This window comes from Clostridium sp. C2-6-12, assembly GCF_009928485.1.
Taxonomy (GTDB): Bacteria; Bacillota; Clostridia; order Clostridiales; family Clostridiaceae; genus Clostridium.
The window spans coordinates 115,799-133,981 of the sequence record NZ_JAABNP010000001.1 but is presented as its reverse complement, the minus strand read 5'-3'; the positions used below and the strand labels follow the sequence as shown (position 1 = coordinate 133,981).

13 protein-coding genes and 1 other annotated feature are annotated in these 18,183 nt (G+C 28.6%); of the genes, 3 read left to right on the top strand and 10 right to left on the bottom strand.

Annotated features, from left to right (window positions below; translation table 11 throughout):
* Positions 1-14: 14 nt before the first annotated feature.
* Positions 15-797: a flagellar motor stator protein MotA gene (gene motA / locus GXK56_RS00610; RefSeq protein ID WP_160683467.1), complete on the bottom strand. Its 783-nt coding sequence runs from the start codon at positions 795-797 to the stop codon at positions 15-17.
* Between the two features lie 495 nt (positions 798-1,292).
* The gene (locus GXK56_RS00605) at positions 1,293-3,776 is read right to left on the bottom strand and encodes a methyl-accepting chemotaxis protein (protein WP_160683464.1); all 2,484 of its coding nucleotides are present in this window, start codon (positions 3,774-3,776) and stop codon (positions 1,293-1,295) included.
* Between the two features lie 386 nt (positions 3,777-4,162).
* On the opposite strand from GXK56_RS00605, the gene GXK56_RS00600 reads away from it, so the two are divergent.
* Entirely contained in the window at positions 4,163-5,869 is a 1,707-nt protein-coding gene (locus GXK56_RS00600; RefSeq protein ID WP_160683462.1) for a methyl-accepting chemotaxis protein, read from the top strand.
* 71 nt (positions 5,870-5,940) lie between these two features.
* Positions 5,941-6,220 (top strand) — a binding site (T-box leader).
* Positions 6,221-6,378: 158 nt separating this feature from the next.
* Positions 6,379-8,310: a threonine--tRNA ligase gene (gene thrS, locus GXK56_RS00595; protein WP_160683459.1), complete on the top strand. Its 1,932-nt coding sequence runs from the start codon at positions 6,379-6,381 to the stop codon at positions 8,308-8,310.
* A gap of 193 nt (positions 8,311-8,503) precedes the next feature.
* On the opposite strand, the gene GXK56_RS00590 is transcribed toward thrS, so the two are convergent.
* The 3 genes from GXK56_RS00590 to GXK56_RS00580 form a co-directional block, all read right to left on the bottom strand.
* Entirely contained in the window at positions 8,504-9,769 is a 1,266-nt protein-coding gene (locus GXK56_RS00590; RefSeq protein WP_160683457.1) for an aminotransferase class I/II-fold pyridoxal phosphate-dependent enzyme, read from the bottom strand.
* 66 nt (positions 9,770-9,835) lie between these two features.
* Positions 9,836-12,469, bottom strand: a complete 2,634-nt coding sequence (locus GXK56_RS00585; RefSeq protein ID WP_160683454.1) for a hypothetical protein — start codon at positions 12,467-12,469, stop codon at positions 9,836-9,838.
* A 121-nt stretch (positions 12,470-12,590) separates the two neighbouring features.
* On the bottom strand, positions 12,591-13,181 hold the full coding sequence (locus tag GXK56_RS00580; RefSeq protein WP_160683452.1) for a 5-formyltetrahydrofolate cyclo-ligase: 591 nt from the start codon (positions 13,179-13,181) through the stop codon (positions 12,591-12,593).
* 258 nt (positions 13,182-13,439) lie between these two features.
* Between GXK56_RS00580 and GXK56_RS00575 the strand changes: the two genes are divergently transcribed.
* On the top strand, positions 13,440-14,057 hold the full coding sequence (locus GXK56_RS00575) for a HutD family protein (RefSeq protein WP_160683449.1): 618 nt from the start codon (positions 13,440-13,442) through the stop codon (positions 14,055-14,057).
* A 202-nt stretch (positions 14,058-14,259) separates the two neighbouring features.
* Here GXK56_RS00575 and GXK56_RS00570 read toward each other — a convergent pair whose 3' ends face one another.
* The 5 genes from GXK56_RS00570 to GXK56_RS00550 all read right to left on the bottom strand — a co-directional run bounded on the left by GXK56_RS00570 (position 14,260) and on the right by GXK56_RS00550 (position 18,158).
* The gene (locus GXK56_RS00570; RefSeq protein WP_160683447.1) at positions 14,260-14,682 is read right to left on the bottom strand and encodes a hypothetical protein; all 423 of its coding nucleotides are present in this window, start codon (positions 14,680-14,682) and stop codon (positions 14,260-14,262) included.
* Positions 14,683-14,823: 141 nt separating this feature from the next.
* On the bottom strand, positions 14,824-15,411 hold the full coding sequence (gene rbr, locus GXK56_RS00565; protein ID WP_160683444.1) for a rubrerythrin: 588 nt from the start codon (positions 15,409-15,411) through the stop codon (positions 14,824-14,826).
* Between the two features lie 131 nt (positions 15,412-15,542).
* Positions 15,543-16,334 carry an ABC-2 family transporter protein gene (locus tag GXK56_RS00560; protein WP_160683442.1) on the bottom strand — a complete coding sequence of 264 codons (792 nt, stop codon included), beginning with the start codon at positions 16,332-16,334 and terminating at the stop codon, positions 15,543-15,545.
* Positions 16,335-16,340: 6 nt separating this feature from the next.
* Positions 16,341-17,159 carry an ABC-2 family transporter protein gene (locus GXK56_RS00555; RefSeq protein WP_160683439.1) on the bottom strand — a complete coding sequence of 273 codons (819 nt, stop codon included), beginning with the start codon at positions 17,157-17,159 and terminating at the stop codon, positions 16,341-16,343.
* A gap of 3 nt (positions 17,160-17,162) precedes the next feature.
* Positions 17,163-18,158, bottom strand: a complete 996-nt coding sequence (locus GXK56_RS00550) for an ATP-binding cassette domain-containing protein (protein ID WP_160683437.1) — start codon at positions 18,156-18,158, stop codon at positions 17,163-17,165.
* Between the last annotated feature and the right edge of the window lie 25 nt (positions 18,159-18,183).

Here is an 18,183-nt window from a genome sequence, read left to right as displayed (position 1 = left end):
TTCTCCTTAATTAATTATTCCTTATTATTTTCTTCAAATCTAACTCTATCCTTTGGTGCTAACATACCTACTAATTTTCTTTCAATACTCTTTGGATTATTCCCTGCTTGTATTGCTAAAATCCCTTCAAGCATAATATTCATATTTTTCATTTCTTCTAAAGATTTTCTTTTTAATCTATTTGAAAATGGATGCCATATTAAATATCCAGTAAAGATACCAAAAACTGTTGCAACAAAGGCTGATTTTATACTTTCTCCTAGTTTATCAATATCATTAAGATTACCAAGCGCACCAATTAACCCGATAACCGCTCCTAAAACTCCAAGTGTTGGAGCTGTACCACCTGCTGATGAAAATGCTGTAGCCCCAAGACGATGTCTCTCTTCCATACTTTCAATTTCTATTTCCAATACTTCTTTTATAAGATCTGGTTCTAAACCATCGACAACCATTTCTAAGCCTTTTTTCATAAACTTATTTTCTAATCCTTGTATAGTGCTTTCAAGAGATAATAATCCGTCTCTTCTAGTAGTTTGAGACATTTCTACAAGTTGTTGTATAATTTCTGCTGGATCTTGTTGCCCCTTAGCATTAAAAAGAACTCCAAAAATTTTCGGAAGCTTCATAAATTCACCTTTAGGAAAAGAATTTAACAAAGCAACTATAGTACCTCCAATAATAACCAGAAATGCTTCGGCACTCATTAATACTTGCAGACTAGCTCCCTTTTCTAGCATCGCCATAACTACAATTATCAATCCAGCAATCAAACCAATAACTAAAAATATATCCATGTTTGTCCCCCTTTTAATATGTATACCCTAATCTACCTTAAATGTCGATTTACTTTAGTTTATTTAAACTTCTCTACAAAATACTAATTAATTCAACTTTTTTTAAGGTTTGTGAAAATCCACTTAATACTATAATAACATAATTTTTTTTAATATAGAACAATATTTTTGCTATATTTTTATATAAATACCATATTTGAATCCTGTTATACAGTTATTTCTCTATACCAGTTAATATAAGTTCTTTCACTTTCATAAAAATGCCAACTGTAAATAACAACATTTTATAACATTTTCTGCATATATATTCACTTGCTTAATTTCATAATAAATTACTTATAGAATAAAAATCCACTTTAATCACAAATAATAAAAAACACTCAAAATTTGAATGTTTTTATTATTTTTAAATGCATTCTTAATTCAATTTTGAAAATTTAATTATCATAACTCATTGCCAAATATCAACAACTCTTTTAACCTAAGCCAAATATTTTATATTAATTCTTTATATTCCAGTTCCCATTCTATATGTTCTTTTATTTCCTTATCTTTAATATAATTCTTCAATTCCGTCACTTTACTGCACCCCCAGCCAAAATCCTGAGTAGGCATATCTTCCAATCTTTCCAATGGTGAAACACTTAACTCTAGAACCTTTTCCGCTAAAGATAAATCTATATTTATTGTTTCAGAAGTTTCATATTGTAAATTCAATTCCTCTTCTGAAGGTTTTGCTAAATCCTTTAATTCCTCTACCAATGCTAAATCCAATTCTCTTACATAATTTAGCTCACTAAAATCCTTTTCCTCGTGGACTATATTTGATTCATCTTTCACTGACACAATTTCTTCTGATTTTAAATTTTTTAGACTTACTTTCTTTTCAACTCTATCTTCCCTTTCAACATTTATTAAATTCATCTCATCTACTTTTAATATTTCTTCGCTGAAAAACTCCTCTTTATCTATTCTAAACTGTCCTACTTTTTCTATTAATTCATCTGCTTTGTATAGCAAAACATCTGCACTGCCGTTTACAGTCTCAGCAAATTTTGCAAGCTCTATAGATGAATCTGTTACCATCTCTAAAGAATTTGAAGTATTTTTAACTTCTTCTGATAATTCAAATACAGTGTCAACAATTAAATCCTTATTATGTCCAATATCCTTAAAAGCATCATTTATATTTGATACTCTAGGCGTAATTTCATTAACTAATACAGCAATTTCAGAAAAAGAACTCGATGCATCGTAAATTATATGCTTTTGCCTTTCCAATTCACTATCCATATTAGAGGATTCCTCAACAAGCTTGTTTATTATTTTCATAAGCCTGTTTATTATTTTAGAAATATTTTGTGATGATTCTTTACTCTTATCAGAAAGCTTTTTAACCTCTGATGCTATTACGTTAAACCCCTTTCCAGCTTCTCCCGCACTTGCTGCTTCAATTGCTGCATTAAATGCCAAAATATTTATTTGTTCTGAAATTCCATTTATAATATTTGTAATTTGATTTACATTTTTCATATCGCCCTGCATATATTCTATGCTCATTGAAAATCTTTCAAAACTATCATTAACACTTATGATACCTTCATTTAATTCCTCAATATTTTTAGCCCCTGTTGAAGATTTTTCATTAATAACAGAAACATCTTCACTGATTAAATGCAACTCTTCTTTTACATCATTAACTTTATCACCAAAGTCAGTGAGCTTATTAGTTATAACTTCAAAATCACTACTTTGATTACTAGTATTAACAGAAACTTCACTTATAGAAGCAGATATTTCTTCTGCTAAAACAGATAAATTTTCTGCAACCTTTGTTAAAGATACTGAACCTTCCCTTACTATATTTGCATTATCCCTTACTGACCTTATCATACCTCCAACAGAATTTTTCGCCTGACCTACACTTAAACAGATTTCACTTATTTCATCATTTCCTCTAATATATTTGTCAGAGATCTGTGTATAAAAATCTCCTTTTGCAATACTATCAACATAAGTCTTTGCGCCCAGTAATCTGCTTATAACCTTAATTGCAAATCCAATTATCATAGCAGATATTAGTATTATCATAATAATAGTAACCACTGAATCCACAACAGCTAAACTACTCAATGCACTTAACAAATCTTTTTCTTCAACTGTAATCCCAATAGAAAGCCCTGTTTTACCTATTGGACTATATGAAATATATTTTGTTTTTCCTTCATAAATATACTTTCCAATTCCCGACTGGTTTCCAATGATCATGCTTTTTCCTATATTATTTAAATCCTCAAGTGAACCTTTATCCGATGTCATATTCGTAATATTCTTATTATCACTTACAAGAGTTTCATCTTCTGCTACTATGAAATTTCCATTACTATCTACAATTAAAGCACTTCCCGTTTGTAAAAACCTTATTTCCTTATTTAAAAAGGCAAAATCTTTACAATCTTTCACTGATGTAATGGTACCAATTATATTGCCTTTTGAATCTTTAATAGGCACTGAGTAAGCTATAACTTTAGCATTTGTAACTGGATCTACGTATGGATTTGATATTGAATTTTCCCCTTTTATTGATTTCATAAAACTCTGGGTTGTTTTTATTTTCTTAGTGTTTCCTGCTGTATCTATAGAATTTCCTTCTTTATCACTGATGCTTAATCCAACTTGACCTATTGTATTTAAAGCTGGCTTTAAAATATCCACCTTATCCTTTAATAGAATATTCTCATCAGAAATTGTTGGATTGCTTGCTATTACCTCAAGATTTCTAATTTCATTCTTTATCTGATCATCAGCTCTTCCTGCTGCTGTTTTGGTCATTTCTGCCATTACATTTAAATTACTTTTCCTTAATGAATCACTTGCAAATTTATATCCTAATCCTGATAACACTGTAAATGCAACTAACAACATTGGTATTAGAAACAATATAATTTTCACTTTAATACTTTTTATTTTTCTATTCATTACTACCTCCTGAATAAAAGACTTTACTCTCCAAGGCTCATTGTAGTCTACTTTAATAAATTTCTTATTAAAATCTGATTAAGGCACTTTAAAATAATATTAAAACTAAGTTAAAAATTCCATTTTTACCTCTTCAAATTGTTTTTTCCTAACTTATCCAAATACTATTACTCTTAGTCAATGAACATATATAATTTATCTTGACAATAATAACTCTTTATAATTAATATTAAGTTAATATATCGATTACAAAAAATGTCTTATTTTTAATTAAATTACTGCTATAATTTCACCAATTCTAATATTATGACAATCCCATTCTACCCATTGTAATCAGCATTATTTAGACATCATATTAATCTATATAGTAAAATGGAGGAATTTTAATGAAAAAGATGAGTATTAAAATGAAGTTATTTTCCTTAATGAGTTTTATATTTCTAATTATTATTACAGATAGTTTATTTGGATTATTCAGTGTACTTAACATAAATAACGGAATTAAAGGAATGTATAATGACAGAGTAATACCATTGCAGCAATTAAAAAATATTTCTGATCTTTATGCTGTTAATATTGTTGATACTGCTCATAAAACACGAAATAAAAATCTTGATTGGTCTCAAGCAGACAAAAACATAAAAGACGCTAAAACAAAAATTGATATTAATTGGAACGCATACATGTCTACAACTCTTACTGATAAGGAAAGCAAGCTTGCAGGTGAAGTAAATCAGTTGTTTAAAACTGCAAATACCTCTGTAGATAAGCTTCAAAATATAATAGCTCACAAGGATGATGCAGCCCTAACTGAATATGTGACAACTGAACTCTATCCATCAATTGATCCACTAACAGCTAAAATTGGCGAGCTTGTTCAACTTCAATTAGATGTATCTAAAGAAGAATACGAACAATCCCAAAAGGAACTCAATAGCCTTATAATAGAATATTCAGTTATAGGAATTGTAATATTAATAATAGGTGTCTTAGTTGTAATTGTTATAAAAAACATAATAAATCCACTTAAATTAATGAATAATAAACTTGATGATTTATCAAAAAATGGTGGAGATCTTACACAAAAAATCAATATTAGCTCAGGTGATGAAATAGAGTTAATGGCAAACTCTATAAATTCATTTTTAGAAATGCTTAGAAATATAATTTTACAAGTTAAAAATTCAACAATTGAAATAGATGGCTTATCAACAAAAATGGATAGCAGTGTTTATGACTTAAATACTGGACTTGAAGATATTTCTTCAACTACTGAAGAAATGTCTGCTGGAATGGAAGAAACAACTGCATCAACAGAAGAAATATTATCAATCTCCCATCAAGTAGATAATATATCAACTAGTATAAACCAAAAAGCAGAAGAGGCTTCTGAAAATGCCAGTGAAATTAGCAAACGTGCTGATTTGGTACAAAAAATGGCAATAGATTCAAATGATAAAGCTAATATAATCTATAAAAGTTCTAATGCAAAACTCAGAGAAGCTGTACAAAATGCAAAATCAGTTGAAAAGATTCATGTTCTTGCTGAATCCATAATGTCCATTACTGAACAGACAAATCTCCTCTCATTAAATGCAGCTATTGAAGCAGCTCGTGCGGGCGAAAGCGGCAAAGGATTTGCTGTTGTTGCTGAAGAAATAAGAAAACTAGCTGAAACTTCAAGAGTAAGTGCAAGTGAAATTCAAAATGTAACAAAAACTATAATTGAATCAGTTAATAATTTATCTTCAAGTTCCTCTGAAATACTAGACTTTATTGAAAAACAAGTTACTAAAGATTATGAAAAACTCGTTGATATTTCAAAACAATATAAGACTGATTCCGAATATGTACTTAACATTTCAAACGAATTAAATTCCTCATCCGAAGAAATGACCACTATGATTCAAAATGTTGTAAACTCAATAACAGAGATTTCAAAAGCCACTGAGGAATCAACTCAAGGTTCACTATCAATATCTCAAAGATTATCAGACCTTAGCAGCGAATCTAACAATGTATCACAAATGGCTTCAAAATCAAAAGAAGCTTCTAATAAATTAAATACTATGATTGAAAAGTTTATCGTTTAATATCAAAGGAAAAAGTTTTTTATTGTATTGACACAAAAAAATACAATGATTATAATAAATAATATTAATAGGAAAATACGTTGATGAGGACAGTAAGCTAAAATCTTATTTTTCAGAGAGAGAATAGTTGGTGAAATATTCTTAAATAAATTTAGACTGAAAACCACCTCTGAGTGACTTTAAAAAAGTCCGTTTTATCACGTTACGATAACTTAAGTGACCTGATTTATATGGTTATTTGTAAAATATTTTTAATTATTTTATGTAAATATTATAATATTAATTGTTTTTACAAAGCCTGTATTATTTAGGTAATTAGAGTGGAACCACGGATACTACTCCGTCTCTATATATTTAGAGACGGAGTTTTTTTATACAAAAATTACATTTAAAGAAATCACATAGTGATTTCAACCAAAAATGCTAACTGTCAAGAGTTAGCAATTAAGAGTTAACAAAACAACTAACTCTTAATTCTTAACTCTTAACTGAATTAAGGAGGATTTAAAATGATAAAAGTAACTTTAAAAGATGGTTCAGTTAAAGAATTTGAAGCTGGATTATCAGTTTATGAAATTGCAAAATCAATTAGTGAAGGCTTAGCTAGAAATGCTTGTTGTGGACTTGTTAACAACAAGGTAGTTGACCTTAGATTCCAAGTAAATGAAGATGTATCCTTAGGAATATGTACCTTTGATGACCAAGAAGGTAAAGATGCTGTAAGACACAGTATATCTCACGTTTTAGCTTATGCTGTCAAGAGATTATTCCCTGAAACAAAATTAGCTATTGGACCTTCTATTGCTACAGGTTTTTATTATGATTTTGATAGAGAGGTTGCTTTCACAGCTGCTGACCTTGAAAAATTAGAAGCTGAAATGCAAAAAATTATAAAAGAAAATCCTGAAATTTCAAGATTTGAACTTCCAAGAAACGAAGCTTTAGAATTAATGAAGGATGAACCTTATAAGGTTGAACTTATAAATGATCTTCCTGAAGATGAAACAATTTCTTTCTATAAAATGGGTGATTTCACTGATTTATGTGCAGGTCCTCACCTTATATCATTAAAGCCAGTAAAAGCAATAAAACTTACTAGAAGTGCTGGTGCTTACTGGAGAGGCGACGAAAAGAACAAGATGCTTACTAGAATTTACGGTACTGCCTTCTTAAAGAAAGCAGACTTAGATGCTTTCTTAGAAGCTTTAGAAGAAGCTAAGAAGAGAGATCATAATAAGCTTGGAAGAGAACTTGGAATATTCACAACTGATGAAAAAGTAGGTCAAGGTCTTCCATTATTAATGCCTAAGGGTGCAAAAATTTTCCAAACTCTTCAAAGATGGATTGAAGATGAAGAAGCTAAAAGAGGATATGTTTTAACAAAAACTCCTTTTATGTCAAAAAATGATTTATTCAAAGCTTCTGGACATTGGGATCACTATAAAGATGGTATGTTTGTGTTAGAAAATGATGGCGATGACTCAGAAGTTTTAGCATTAAGACCAATGACATGTCCATTCCAATTTACTGTATATAATGCAGAGCAACACAGCTATAGAGATCTTCCAATAAGATATAACGAAACTTCTACTTTATTTAGAAAAGAATCTTCTGGTGAAATGCATGGACTAATAAGAGTAAGACAATTTACTTTAGCAGAAGGTCATATAGTTTGTACTCCTGAACAAGTTGAAGAAGAATTTAGAGGAGTAATTGATTTAATTAACTACGTTATGTCTACACTTGGTATAGATGGTGATATAACTTATAGATTCTCAAAATGGGATCCAAACAATACTGAAAAGTACATCAATAATCCTGAAGCTTGGGAATCAACTCAAAACCAAATGAGAGTTATCTTAGATCACTTAAATATAAATTATACTGAAGCTGAAGGTGAAGCAGCCTTCTATGGACCTAAACTTGATATTCAATTTAAAAATGTACATGGTAAAGAAGATACTATAATAACAGTTCAAATTGATTTTGCTCTAGCAGAAAGATTAGGAATGTCATATATAGATAAAAATGGAGAAAAGAAAATTCCATTTGTTATCCATAGATCATCAATTGGATGTTACGAAAGAACTATTGCAATGCTTATAGAAAAATATGCAGGTGCATTCCCTACATGGCTTGCTCCAGTTCAAGTAAAAGTATTACCAATCTCTGATAAATACGGTGATTATGCAGATTCAGTTGTAAAAGCCTTAAGAAATAAAGGTATTCGAGTTGAAGCTGATTACAGAGCTGAAAAGATCGGTTATAAGATTAGAGAAGCAAGGCTTGAAAGAACTCCTTACATCTTAGTTGTAGGAGAAAAAGAAGCAGAAAATAATGAAGTTTCTGTAAGAAGCAGAAAAAATGATGATGAAGGCGCTGTTAAGTTAGATGCGTTTATCGAAAGAATTGTAAGTGAAATAGACAATAAAGAAAGGTAATTCAATTAACAATTTGCAATTAACAGTTAACAATTGTTAAGGATATTACTTTAGAATATCTTGAATATATATTTTTATTTAACCTTAACCTTTTATTTCTTTATTGCAAATTTTGATTACTCGAAAAATTTTAAGCTGTGGAAAAACTTATTTTGTTGGTTTTTCCACAGCTTATATTTATAATTTAAAAACTTTAAACTGATTCAAGTGCTTGTTTCACATCTTCAATAATATCTTCAATATTTTCAAGTCCCACTGATATTCTTATAAGACCTAGTGTTATTCCTGCTGCCACTAATTGTTCATCAGAAAGCTGACGATGGGTTGCACTTGCTGGATGAAGTACGCAAGTACGGCTATATGCTACATGAACAACATTTTCTGCAAGCTTTAAGCTATCCATGAATCTAATAGCATCTTCTCTACTTCCTTTAATTGAAAATGAAATTACACCACTGCAACCATTTGGAAGATACTTCTTAGCTGTTTCTTCATACTTGTTTCCTTTAATAGTTGGATAATTTACAAATTCAACTTTATCACTTTCATTTAAGAATTCTGCTACAGCTTCTGCATTTCTACAGTGCTTTTCCATTCTTACAGGAAGTGTTTCAAGACCTAAATTCAGAAGAAAAGCTGCATTTGCTGAAGGGTATACCCCTAAATCTCTCATAAGCTGAACTCTTGCCTTTGTTATGTAAGCTGCTTTTCCAAATTGCTCACTATAAATTATTCCATGATAAGATTCATCAGGCTCAGTAAATTCTTTAAAATTACCATTTGTCCAATCAAAGTTTCCACTATCAACAATCACACCTCCAATTTGAACAGCATGTCCATCCATATACTTACTTGTTGAGTGAACAACTATATCTGCGCCAAATTCTATAGGTCTGCAAAGTATCGGCGTCGCAAAAGTGTTATCTATTATAAGTGGTACATTATTTTTATGTGCAATATTTGCAAACTTTTCAATATCAAATACAGCAATTGCAGGATTCGCAATAGTTTCTCCAAAAACAGCCTTTGTATTTGGTTTAAAAGCTTTTTGAATTTCTTCTTCCGAAGCTTCTGCATCGACAAAAGTACATTCTATGCCAAATTTTTTAAGCGTAACTGCTAAAAGATTAATTGTTCCTCCATATATAGTTGATGAACTTATTATATGGTCTCCTGCACTTAAAATGTTTATTACACTTAATAAAGTAGCTGATTGACCAGAAGTTGTACAAAGTGCACCCACTCCTCCTTCAAGTGCTGCTATTTTCGCTTCAACAGCCCCAACTGTTGGATTAGAAATACGCGAATACATATGACCGTCAGATGCAAGATCAAATAACTCACCAATTTTCTCTGTAGAATCATATCTGTAGGTAGTACTTTGATATATTGGCAATGCTACTGGCTCACCGTTTTTAGGCTTGTACCCTTCATGCAAACATTTGGTTTCAATTTTCATAATATATAGCCTCCTTACATAAGCTTATTGATTAAAGTCAACTTTAATTATACCTCAAAAAATTTTTTAATAATATCCTTCTTCTATATCTAAATATGCATTTTTCATATTACTAAGCAGCTGGTTAAATTCATCAATTTTAATTTTAGCTTGATTTATTTCTATTTCTTTTTGCTTAATCTTCTCTTTTTCCTTCTCTAAAAGTTCAGCCGCCTCATTAACTTTTTCCTTTCTTTGAGCGAAAACTTCATAATCCTTTTGGAAATATAGCTTTTGCTTTGCTTCTTCAATTAAAGCTTTTTCCAAATCCATCATATTTGATTCATTAATAAGCTTACTAGCTTGATCCACCCAAACTTCTGGTGATAATAATCTTTTAAATGTTCCTATCTTATCTTTTGCTTTATTTAGGTGATTTTCAGCAGCTTCTTTTTTAATTCTTATGTCATCGTATTTCATATAAGATGGTAAAAGAACCCTTTTTTCTGAATTCATTACGATCTGCTTAAATTCTTCTGTATAATTTTCATAGCTTTTGCAAGCTTCCTCATAAGAATTTGATAAAGCCGTACAATTTTCCTCTAATTTATTTTTCTCCTTTATTAACCCTTCTAACTCACTTTCCTTATCTTCTTTTTGAACAAAAATATCATTATATTTTTCTTGCTTATGCTTCCATAACTCAACTAAATTATTGTAACTTTCTAAATCATCCTCATATTCTTTAGAAAACATTAGTTTTATAATAACTATAAAATTAACTAAGAGCGGCAATATCTCCTTTTGCTGCTTGTAGTTTATTCCTCCTTTTACTAAAAATATAACGATGGTAAAATACTTTTTGAAAAAATTTTTTCCTAAAGCATCTTCCCCATATATTTTTAAAGCAGGTTTTTGAACTATTACTTTTTCTACCTCAAATATAACTTGCGCTATTATTTCATAATTCCTGCCAACTTCAAATTCTACCATTATTAATAAAATTTCAAATGGATGCGCTTTTATAAACGATTTAAAAGCTTTCTCTGACATATTATTTAAATCTAATTTATCGTAGTATGGTTTTATTTTGTCTAAATTCTCAGGTATTTCCTTAGCTGCTATAACATTATTATAAATATCTTCTGCTAATTCATCACTTATCTTTAAATCAACATCTTTATTTTTTAAATATACAATAGATTTTCCTAAATAATATGAATTTATAGCATCTAATTTATTTATTCTTCCTTTAAAATCCTTCTTATCCATTAAAACTTCATAAGCTTTATCTACAATGTTATCTAAAGTGTGTATAAATTCTCTTCTATTATTTATTCTTCCTGAAGTGTTTTGGCATAACTTCACAAGCCTATAGTAAAATATTAACTTAATTTCATTATCATTTATATTTTTCAGCTCAATTAAATTTTTGTTTATTAACTCCAAAAATCTATCTTCACTTGCTTTTAACATTAAATCTTTTGATTTACTTATTAATGTAGATACACTATTACATATAGCATAAATTATTCTAAGTTCTTTTCCTTCTAATCTTAAAAAACCAGTATAAAAAGGTTCATATTTCATTTCTTTTTTAATTCTTTCATTTAAGATTTCTTTAAAATTTCTAATTTTCCTCTTAGCATCACCTATGTTTTTTCCATAGTCAAGTATATTCTCATTAAAAATTCTATCTTCAAAGCTGATTTTCATAGTTAAATTATTTATTTTACTTTCTAATATTTTATGCAACTCATTATCATAAGAAAATTCTATAGTTTCTAATATATCCTCATACTCAATGGATAACTTAATTAAATTTTCATATACTTCTCTAAGTCCATGAAGTTCCTCATTTAAGCTTTGTTCTGTTTTAATTATTATGTCATCTTTTTCTTCTAATTCTCCAATTAAGGTTTTTAAATCTTGTTTTTGTATTTCTGCCTTTACAAGTCTGCTTTCCGTATTAAAAATTAGCTCCTGAATTTCTTTACAGCTTTCTTCTAAATGCTCAAATTTCTTAATGTATAAACTATAATTCTTTTCCACTTCAGCAACTATATATTTTTGACTCTTAAGCTTTTCACTCAATAACTTTTCAATATTTTCTAATTCAATTTTTTCTTCCTTTATTCCTATTATAATTTCATTTAATTTTCTTATATCGTCCAAGCTACTTTCAACTTCCATAAGTTTCTGTCTTAGATTTCTTATTTGATTATCTTTTAAAGAAATATCTTCTTTAATCATTTTAATTTCTTTTTCCTGATACTCAATTGTACTTGGTGCTTTAAAATTTAGTTCTTCTATGGATAGATTTTTTTTAAGTTCAATATTTTTTAAATACCAACACAAGATTTCATGAATGTTTTCTAAAACCTCTATGGGATGCCTTGAAATCTTTTTATTCCTATTATAATAAGACGCATGCTCATACCCATTAACCAATACAAGTTCAATAGCATTATGTATTTCATCTGGGAAAGAAAAATTAGAACTTTCTCTTATATTATCAATTAATTTCCAAACCGCAACATTACTTTCTATATTATGTTTTTCCCCTATACTTTTTACAATTGCTTCTGCAACTTTCCTAATAATCATTTTTGTTATTTTAGGACAATATTCACATATGTATTCTGCTTTTACTAATTCATTATAGTATTTTTCTAAACTCGTCGATTTTAAATATGCAAAATTACTCTCATTATATACCACACATTCTCCCCCTAATATTTACCTCTAGCTCAAATATACTCATAACTTGTTGTATTGATTTTTATTAAACCACTCTATAAACGCTAAAAATTATAGCTTATCAACGAAACGTCTTACTCTCTCAATTTAATACTATAAATTGATTTTCAGTTAGAATATAATCTACAGGTACATCTTGTTCACTCATTGGTACCTTATCTAGCATTTGAAGGTCATAAGCTAATGCTAATTTAACAATTTTATTTTTGTTTTCTTTCTTTATTTTCTTAAAATATCTGTCGTAAAACCCTGCACCATACCCCATTCTTCCACCTTTTCTATCAAAGGCCACTCCTGGAACTACAATTAAATCAAGTTCATTTGGATCAATATATGGAGCCTCTATTGAAGGTTCCAAAATTCCATAAGTACTTTGTACTAGATTATCTAAAGATGTGATCTCAACTGCATCCATATTTCTGGTTTTAAATTCTGTTCTTGGAACATAAATCTTTTTATTATCCTTTAAAGCTTTATTAATAATTTTTTTAGTATTTATTTCAGAAGCATATGATATATAAATAAAAATTTTCTTAGCTTCTCTATAATACTGAGTCTCGTAAAACTTTTTTAATATTTCTTTATCCATTTCTTCTTTTTTATCTAAATCTAAATTATTTCTTTTTTCTAAGACTTCTTTTCTTAATATCTTTTTATCTTGAAAACTTGCCATAATGATCACCGTCCATAATTATAATTTTAGTTTCAACAATTTTTAATCATATACCTTGCACTATAAATAATTCCTAAATATATTTTAACATAATTTATTTAATGATTATGCCTCATACTATAAGTTTTTCAATAATATTAATATAATAAAACTATTACTTGAGATAATTTTTTTCTTTTTAATGTCTATGCTTGATTATAAATTTATCTTTTAATATAATGGACAAGAAATATGTGATAATTAGAAGGAGCGTTAATTATGAACTATAATGTTGAATTAATACGAGAAGAAAACTTCAAACCAACATTTTGGTCTGGCGGTATGGCTACAGAATTAATAACCTATCCACAAAACTCTGATTATGCAAGTAGAAACTTTTTATGGAGACTTGGAGTTGCTAAAATAGATATATTAGAATCTACCTTTAGTAACCTGCCAAATGTATCACGAAAATTTATGGTCATAGAAGGAAAAATAACCCTTGATCATGAAAATAAATATACAAAATCCTTAAACACCTTTGAACAAGATGATTTTATGGGAGACTGGAATACAAGAACCTATGGAAAAGCTTCAGTATTTAATTTAATGACTAGAGAAAATTACCATGGTGAATTAATTCATTTAAACATTCCACCAAAAAAACATTTTGATTTCAAATACCATACTCAAATAAATAAAGACTTAATAGCAATTTGCTTCTATGTTATAAATGGAACCTTTAAAACAACTTTAAATAACAAAGAATTTATAGTTAAACCTAACGATTTATTAAAGGTTGATTATATAAGTTCCAATTTTTCACATGAATTCACTTTCTATAATGATTCATTAAATATTACAGATATAATTGTAAGTATAATTTATCGTTCGTAACTTGTAATAAAAATTTATATTTAATCTACTATAACTATATATTGCAATTGACAATTTACAGTGTACAATTGATGCCTTTATGGATAGTCTATGACCAATTATCGCTGAAATCCCTGATAGGGATTTCGGCAAAGTTCCTCATTGTGGCATAGCTACTCTTTTTATAGGTGATAAGTTCCTTATTGCAGCATAGCTGCTCTTTTTATAGGTGTATATTTTTTACTTTTATTTCATTTCTTTTAAAAATTACTTCTTTAGTTATTTCGTAACTTTCTTCATTTATAGTGATTTTATAAATCTCAGGGCATCCTTCTTCACGCCACTTTTTCATGTACTTTGCAGTAGCCTCAGTATCAGTATAGTAATTTTGATCATAATAATCTGAAAACTCTAAGTAAGATAGTATACTCTTTTTATCCAATTTCAAATTTTCTTTATCTACATTATTACATATAGGAATAAAAAATCTTAACGGTACTTCATAATCATATCTAGCTTTCTCCTTTAGACTTTTGGATTCCATAAGTGCTCTTTTAAACAACACATTATCTTTGTCTTTTTCATCAATTTTTAATTTAAAAATTATTTTTCCACTTTTATTTTTTTCTAATTTTATTTTAATCATTTGCTCACCATCTTATTTGTTTCTTTATAAACTTTCTTATATTTTATCACGGTAAGCAATCCCTGTCTAAAATTAGATAATAAAAAAGAACTTCCACTTTAAATGTAAAAGTTCTTTTTATATAAAATAATTATTTTAACATTAATAATTCTCTACAAACACTTCAAAATATCCTTGTGGATGTGCACATGCTGGACATGCTGCTGGTGCTTCTGCACCTTCATATATATATCCGCAATTAATGCATTTCCAAAGAGTTCCTTCTTCCTTTTTAAACACTGTTCCAGCTTGTATATTTTCAGCAAGCTTTTTATATCTTGCTTCATGACGCTTTTCCACTTCACTTATTCTTCTATAAATAAATGCAACTTCTGGATATCCTTCCTTCTCTGCAATATCTGCAAATTGAGGATATAGTTCTGTCCATTCTTCGTTTTCACCTGCAGCTGCTGCAAGTAAATTCTTTAATGTTTCTTGGTGAAATGAAACGGGATAAGATGCAGTAATTTCTATTGGTTCATCAATATAATCTTCCTTAAGGAATTTATAAAATCTCTTTGCATGCTCTTTTTCCTGCTCAGCAGTTTCCATAAATATGTTTGCAATTTGAACAAAGCCTTCTTTTTTAGCAATGCTTGAATAATATGTGTACCTAGTTCTAGCCTGGCTTTCACCTGCAAAAGACTTCATTAAATTTTCAGCTGTTTGACTTCCCTTTAAACTCTTCATATCTCTACCTCCCAAAACATATTGATTATTAAGAATTATAAAAACTCTTATTAAAATTATAATACTATCTGGAATATTTATCTACATTATTATTTATATTCCATTAAAAATCAAATTAATAATGCAGATAGCTAGCTTCCTGAACTTTCATAGTTTTTTATTCCTGTTAGCCATACAAAATAAGCAATAATAGAACCTATAACAGCTACTAAAAATGTCAATATAACTCCATTAAATATACTTTCCTTACCCAAAAAATATGCTCCTGGATAATAACCTGTAAATGCAAATGGAATTATAAAAGTTAGTACTCCTTTTATTGCATTTGAGTATATACTCATTGGATATTTTGCAAAGTTACTTATTTGATAAGCCATAAATAAATATGATTGTGCAAATTTGATCCAAAAAGCTATAGATGCTACTGCTAGTTTGATGGCCGTATATATAAAGGTTCCACATATTATAACAAATATAAATAATACTGAGTTTTGAAAATTGAAGCTTATATTTAAATTACTTGAAGATATGCTTAGAAGAATTATTCCTATAATCAGCTCTCCAAAGCCATCAGGTTGAAATCTTTCTGCGATTATTTGAAACAATGGATTTAAAGGTCTTATTAAATATCTATCAAAGTTTCCATTAACTATTATGTTTCCACTTAGCATCCATAAATTATCTGTAAAAATGTGATCAATGCCTCTAGGTATTTGTGCAAAGCCATATATGAATAACACTTCATAGAAGCCCCATCCATCTAAACTGGGAATTGAATTGAATATTAGATTAATAAACACAACATTTATCCCTTGAACTAAAATAAATCCAATTAACCCTAAAATAAAATCAGCTCTATATTCAATAAGTGATTTTATATATTGCTGTAAAAATTTCATATATAAATTTATATACTTTTTCATTTTATTCTAGCCCCCTAAAATAGTAATCTTTTTAATCATTGTGCTCCACATAGCCCTTGCTATAACTACCAATATAACAAGCCATACAATTTGAATACTTACTGCTTTTATCAATTCCAAACCTGTTAATTTACCTAAATAAATCATAGTTGGAGTATATATCATTGAACTAAAAGGCAGAAAATTAAACATCCATTGTATAGCTTTTGGAAAAAATACAATTGGTATTAATGTTCCTGATAACAATTCTGATACAGCCCCCATTATCTGAGTTAATCCCCACATGTTAGTTATCTTAAAAGATAATAATCCAAAAGCATAGTTATAATATAAATTTATAAACATTCCTAATATTGTCGTTATGAAATAAAATATTATATTAAAAATATTTAGTGTTCCTGAGAATTTGTAATATAGGATAGTAATAAGTATAAAAGAAACTGTAAATATAACTACAAAATTATATGCAACATTTCCAATGCCTTGAAATATCATTCTCTTTTCATAGCTTATTGGCCTTATTAAATTTATTGCAATTGAACCATCTTTGACTTCTCTATACATTTCATGAATCATACTTGCAGATATGACTACTGAAGTAATAAAGGACATTAATATGTATATTGTCATTTCATCTAATGTGAATCCATTTATTATATTACTTTTAGAACTTCCATATACGGCTTTCCACAAATAATAAGTTACACCAAGCATTACTGCATTTCCTAATATAAAAATAATTGCATCAGCCCTATAAGATAATTTTCTTTGAAAAACATTTGTAGCAAAAGGCAGATAGGTTTTTAAATTACTCTTTATTTTCATTACCTACACCTCATTTCTATATATTTTTTTAACTATTTCCTCAACAGTTGTCTCATTTACAGAAAAATCAACAACTTCAAATTTTGCCATTAAAGCTCCTATGATATCTGTAGTAGATACATTATTTTTATTAAAAGTCACTATTAGCTTATTCTCTTTAATGCTAAGCTCTATATTTTCATTATCTAATGCTTTAATAAATTCTACTTCTTTTAAGTCTATATCCTTCTTTAACTGCACCTCTATATTAGTCATATATCCATACAATTCTTTTATTTCCTGTAATCCTCCATCATAAATTAACTTTCCAGAATCAATTATAATTATGCGATTACATAACTCTTCTATATCATTTAGATCATGAGTTGTTAAAATAATTGTTGTTCCAAAATCCTCATTTATCTTCTTAATTGCTTTTCTAACATTATCTTTGACAACTACATCTAAACCAATAGTTGGCTCATCCAAATAAATTATTTTAGGATTATGAATAAATGCTGCAGCAAGATCAGCTCTCATTCTTTGACCTAAAGAAAGAGTTCTTACAGGACTTAGCATAAATGGTTCTAAGTCCAATATTTCATTTAAAAAATTCATTCTTTCTTGGAAATCCTTTTCATCAACTTCATAAATATCTCTTAAAAGTGAGAAGGTTTCTGATAAAGGCAAGTCCCACCACAACTGAGTCTTCTGTCCAAATACTACACCTATATCCTTAGCATTTTTCTGTCTGTCCTCATAAGGAACTCTTTCATTTATTAAAACTTCTCCGCTTGTTGGCGTCAGAATACCTGTCATCATCTTAATGGTAGTTGATTTTCCAGCACCATTTTCACCTATATATCCGACAATTTCCCCCTCATCTATTTTAAAGCTTATACCGTCAACAGCTGTTTTTACAGTATATTCCCTTGAAAAAAATGATTTTATTGCTCCTTTAAAGCCAGGATACTTTTTATTCATTTTAAATTCTTTTCTTAAATTTTTTACTTCTATCATATTACTCGCCTCTTTCTTAGAAGAA

Excerpts from the sequence above, each read along its gene's own strand:
- GXK56_RS00555 (WP_160683439.1), bottom strand. The coding sequence starts at position 17,159 with ATGAAAATAAAGAGTAATTTAAAAACCTATCTGCCTTTTGCTACAAAT.
- motA (WP_160683467.1), bottom strand. The coding sequence starts at position 797 with ATGGATATATTTTTAGTTATTGGTTTGATTGCTGGATTGATAATTGTA.
- GXK56_RS00590 (WP_160683457.1), bottom strand. The coding sequence starts at position 9,769 with ATGAAAATTGAAACCAAATGTTTGCATGAAGGGTACAAGCCTAAAAAC.
- GXK56_RS00580 (WP_160683452.1), bottom strand. The coding sequence starts at position 13,181 with ATGGCAAGTTTTCAAGATAAAAAGATATTAAGAAAAGAAGTCTTAGAA.
- rbr (WP_160683444.1), bottom strand. The coding sequence starts at position 15,411 with ATGAAGAGTTTAAAGGGAAGTCAAACAGCTGAAAATTTAATGAAGTCT.
- GXK56_RS00550 (WP_160683437.1), bottom strand. The coding sequence starts at position 18,158 with ATGATAGAAGTAAAAAATTTAAGAAAAGAATTTAAAATGAATAAAAAG.
- GXK56_RS00575 (WP_160683449.1), top strand. The coding sequence starts at position 13,440 with ATGAACTATAATGTTGAATTAATACGAGAAGAAAACTTCAAACCAACA.
- GXK56_RS00570 (WP_160683447.1), bottom strand. The coding sequence starts at position 14,682 with ATGATTAAAATAAAATTAGAAAAAAATAAAAGTGGAAAAATAATTTTT.
- thrS (WP_160683459.1), top strand. The coding sequence starts at position 6,379 with ATGATAAAAGTAACTTTAAAAGATGGTTCAGTTAAAGAATTTGAAGCT.
- GXK56_RS00560 (WP_160683442.1), bottom strand. The coding sequence starts at position 16,334 with ATGAAAAAGTATATAAATTTATATATGAAATTTTTACAGCAATATATA.
- GXK56_RS00600 (WP_160683462.1), top strand. The coding sequence starts at position 4,163 with ATGAAAAAGATGAGTATTAAAATGAAGTTATTTTCCTTAATGAGTTTT.
- GXK56_RS00605 (WP_160683464.1), bottom strand. The coding sequence starts at position 3,776 with ATGAATAGAAAAATAAAAAGTATTAAAGTGAAAATTATATTGTTTCTA.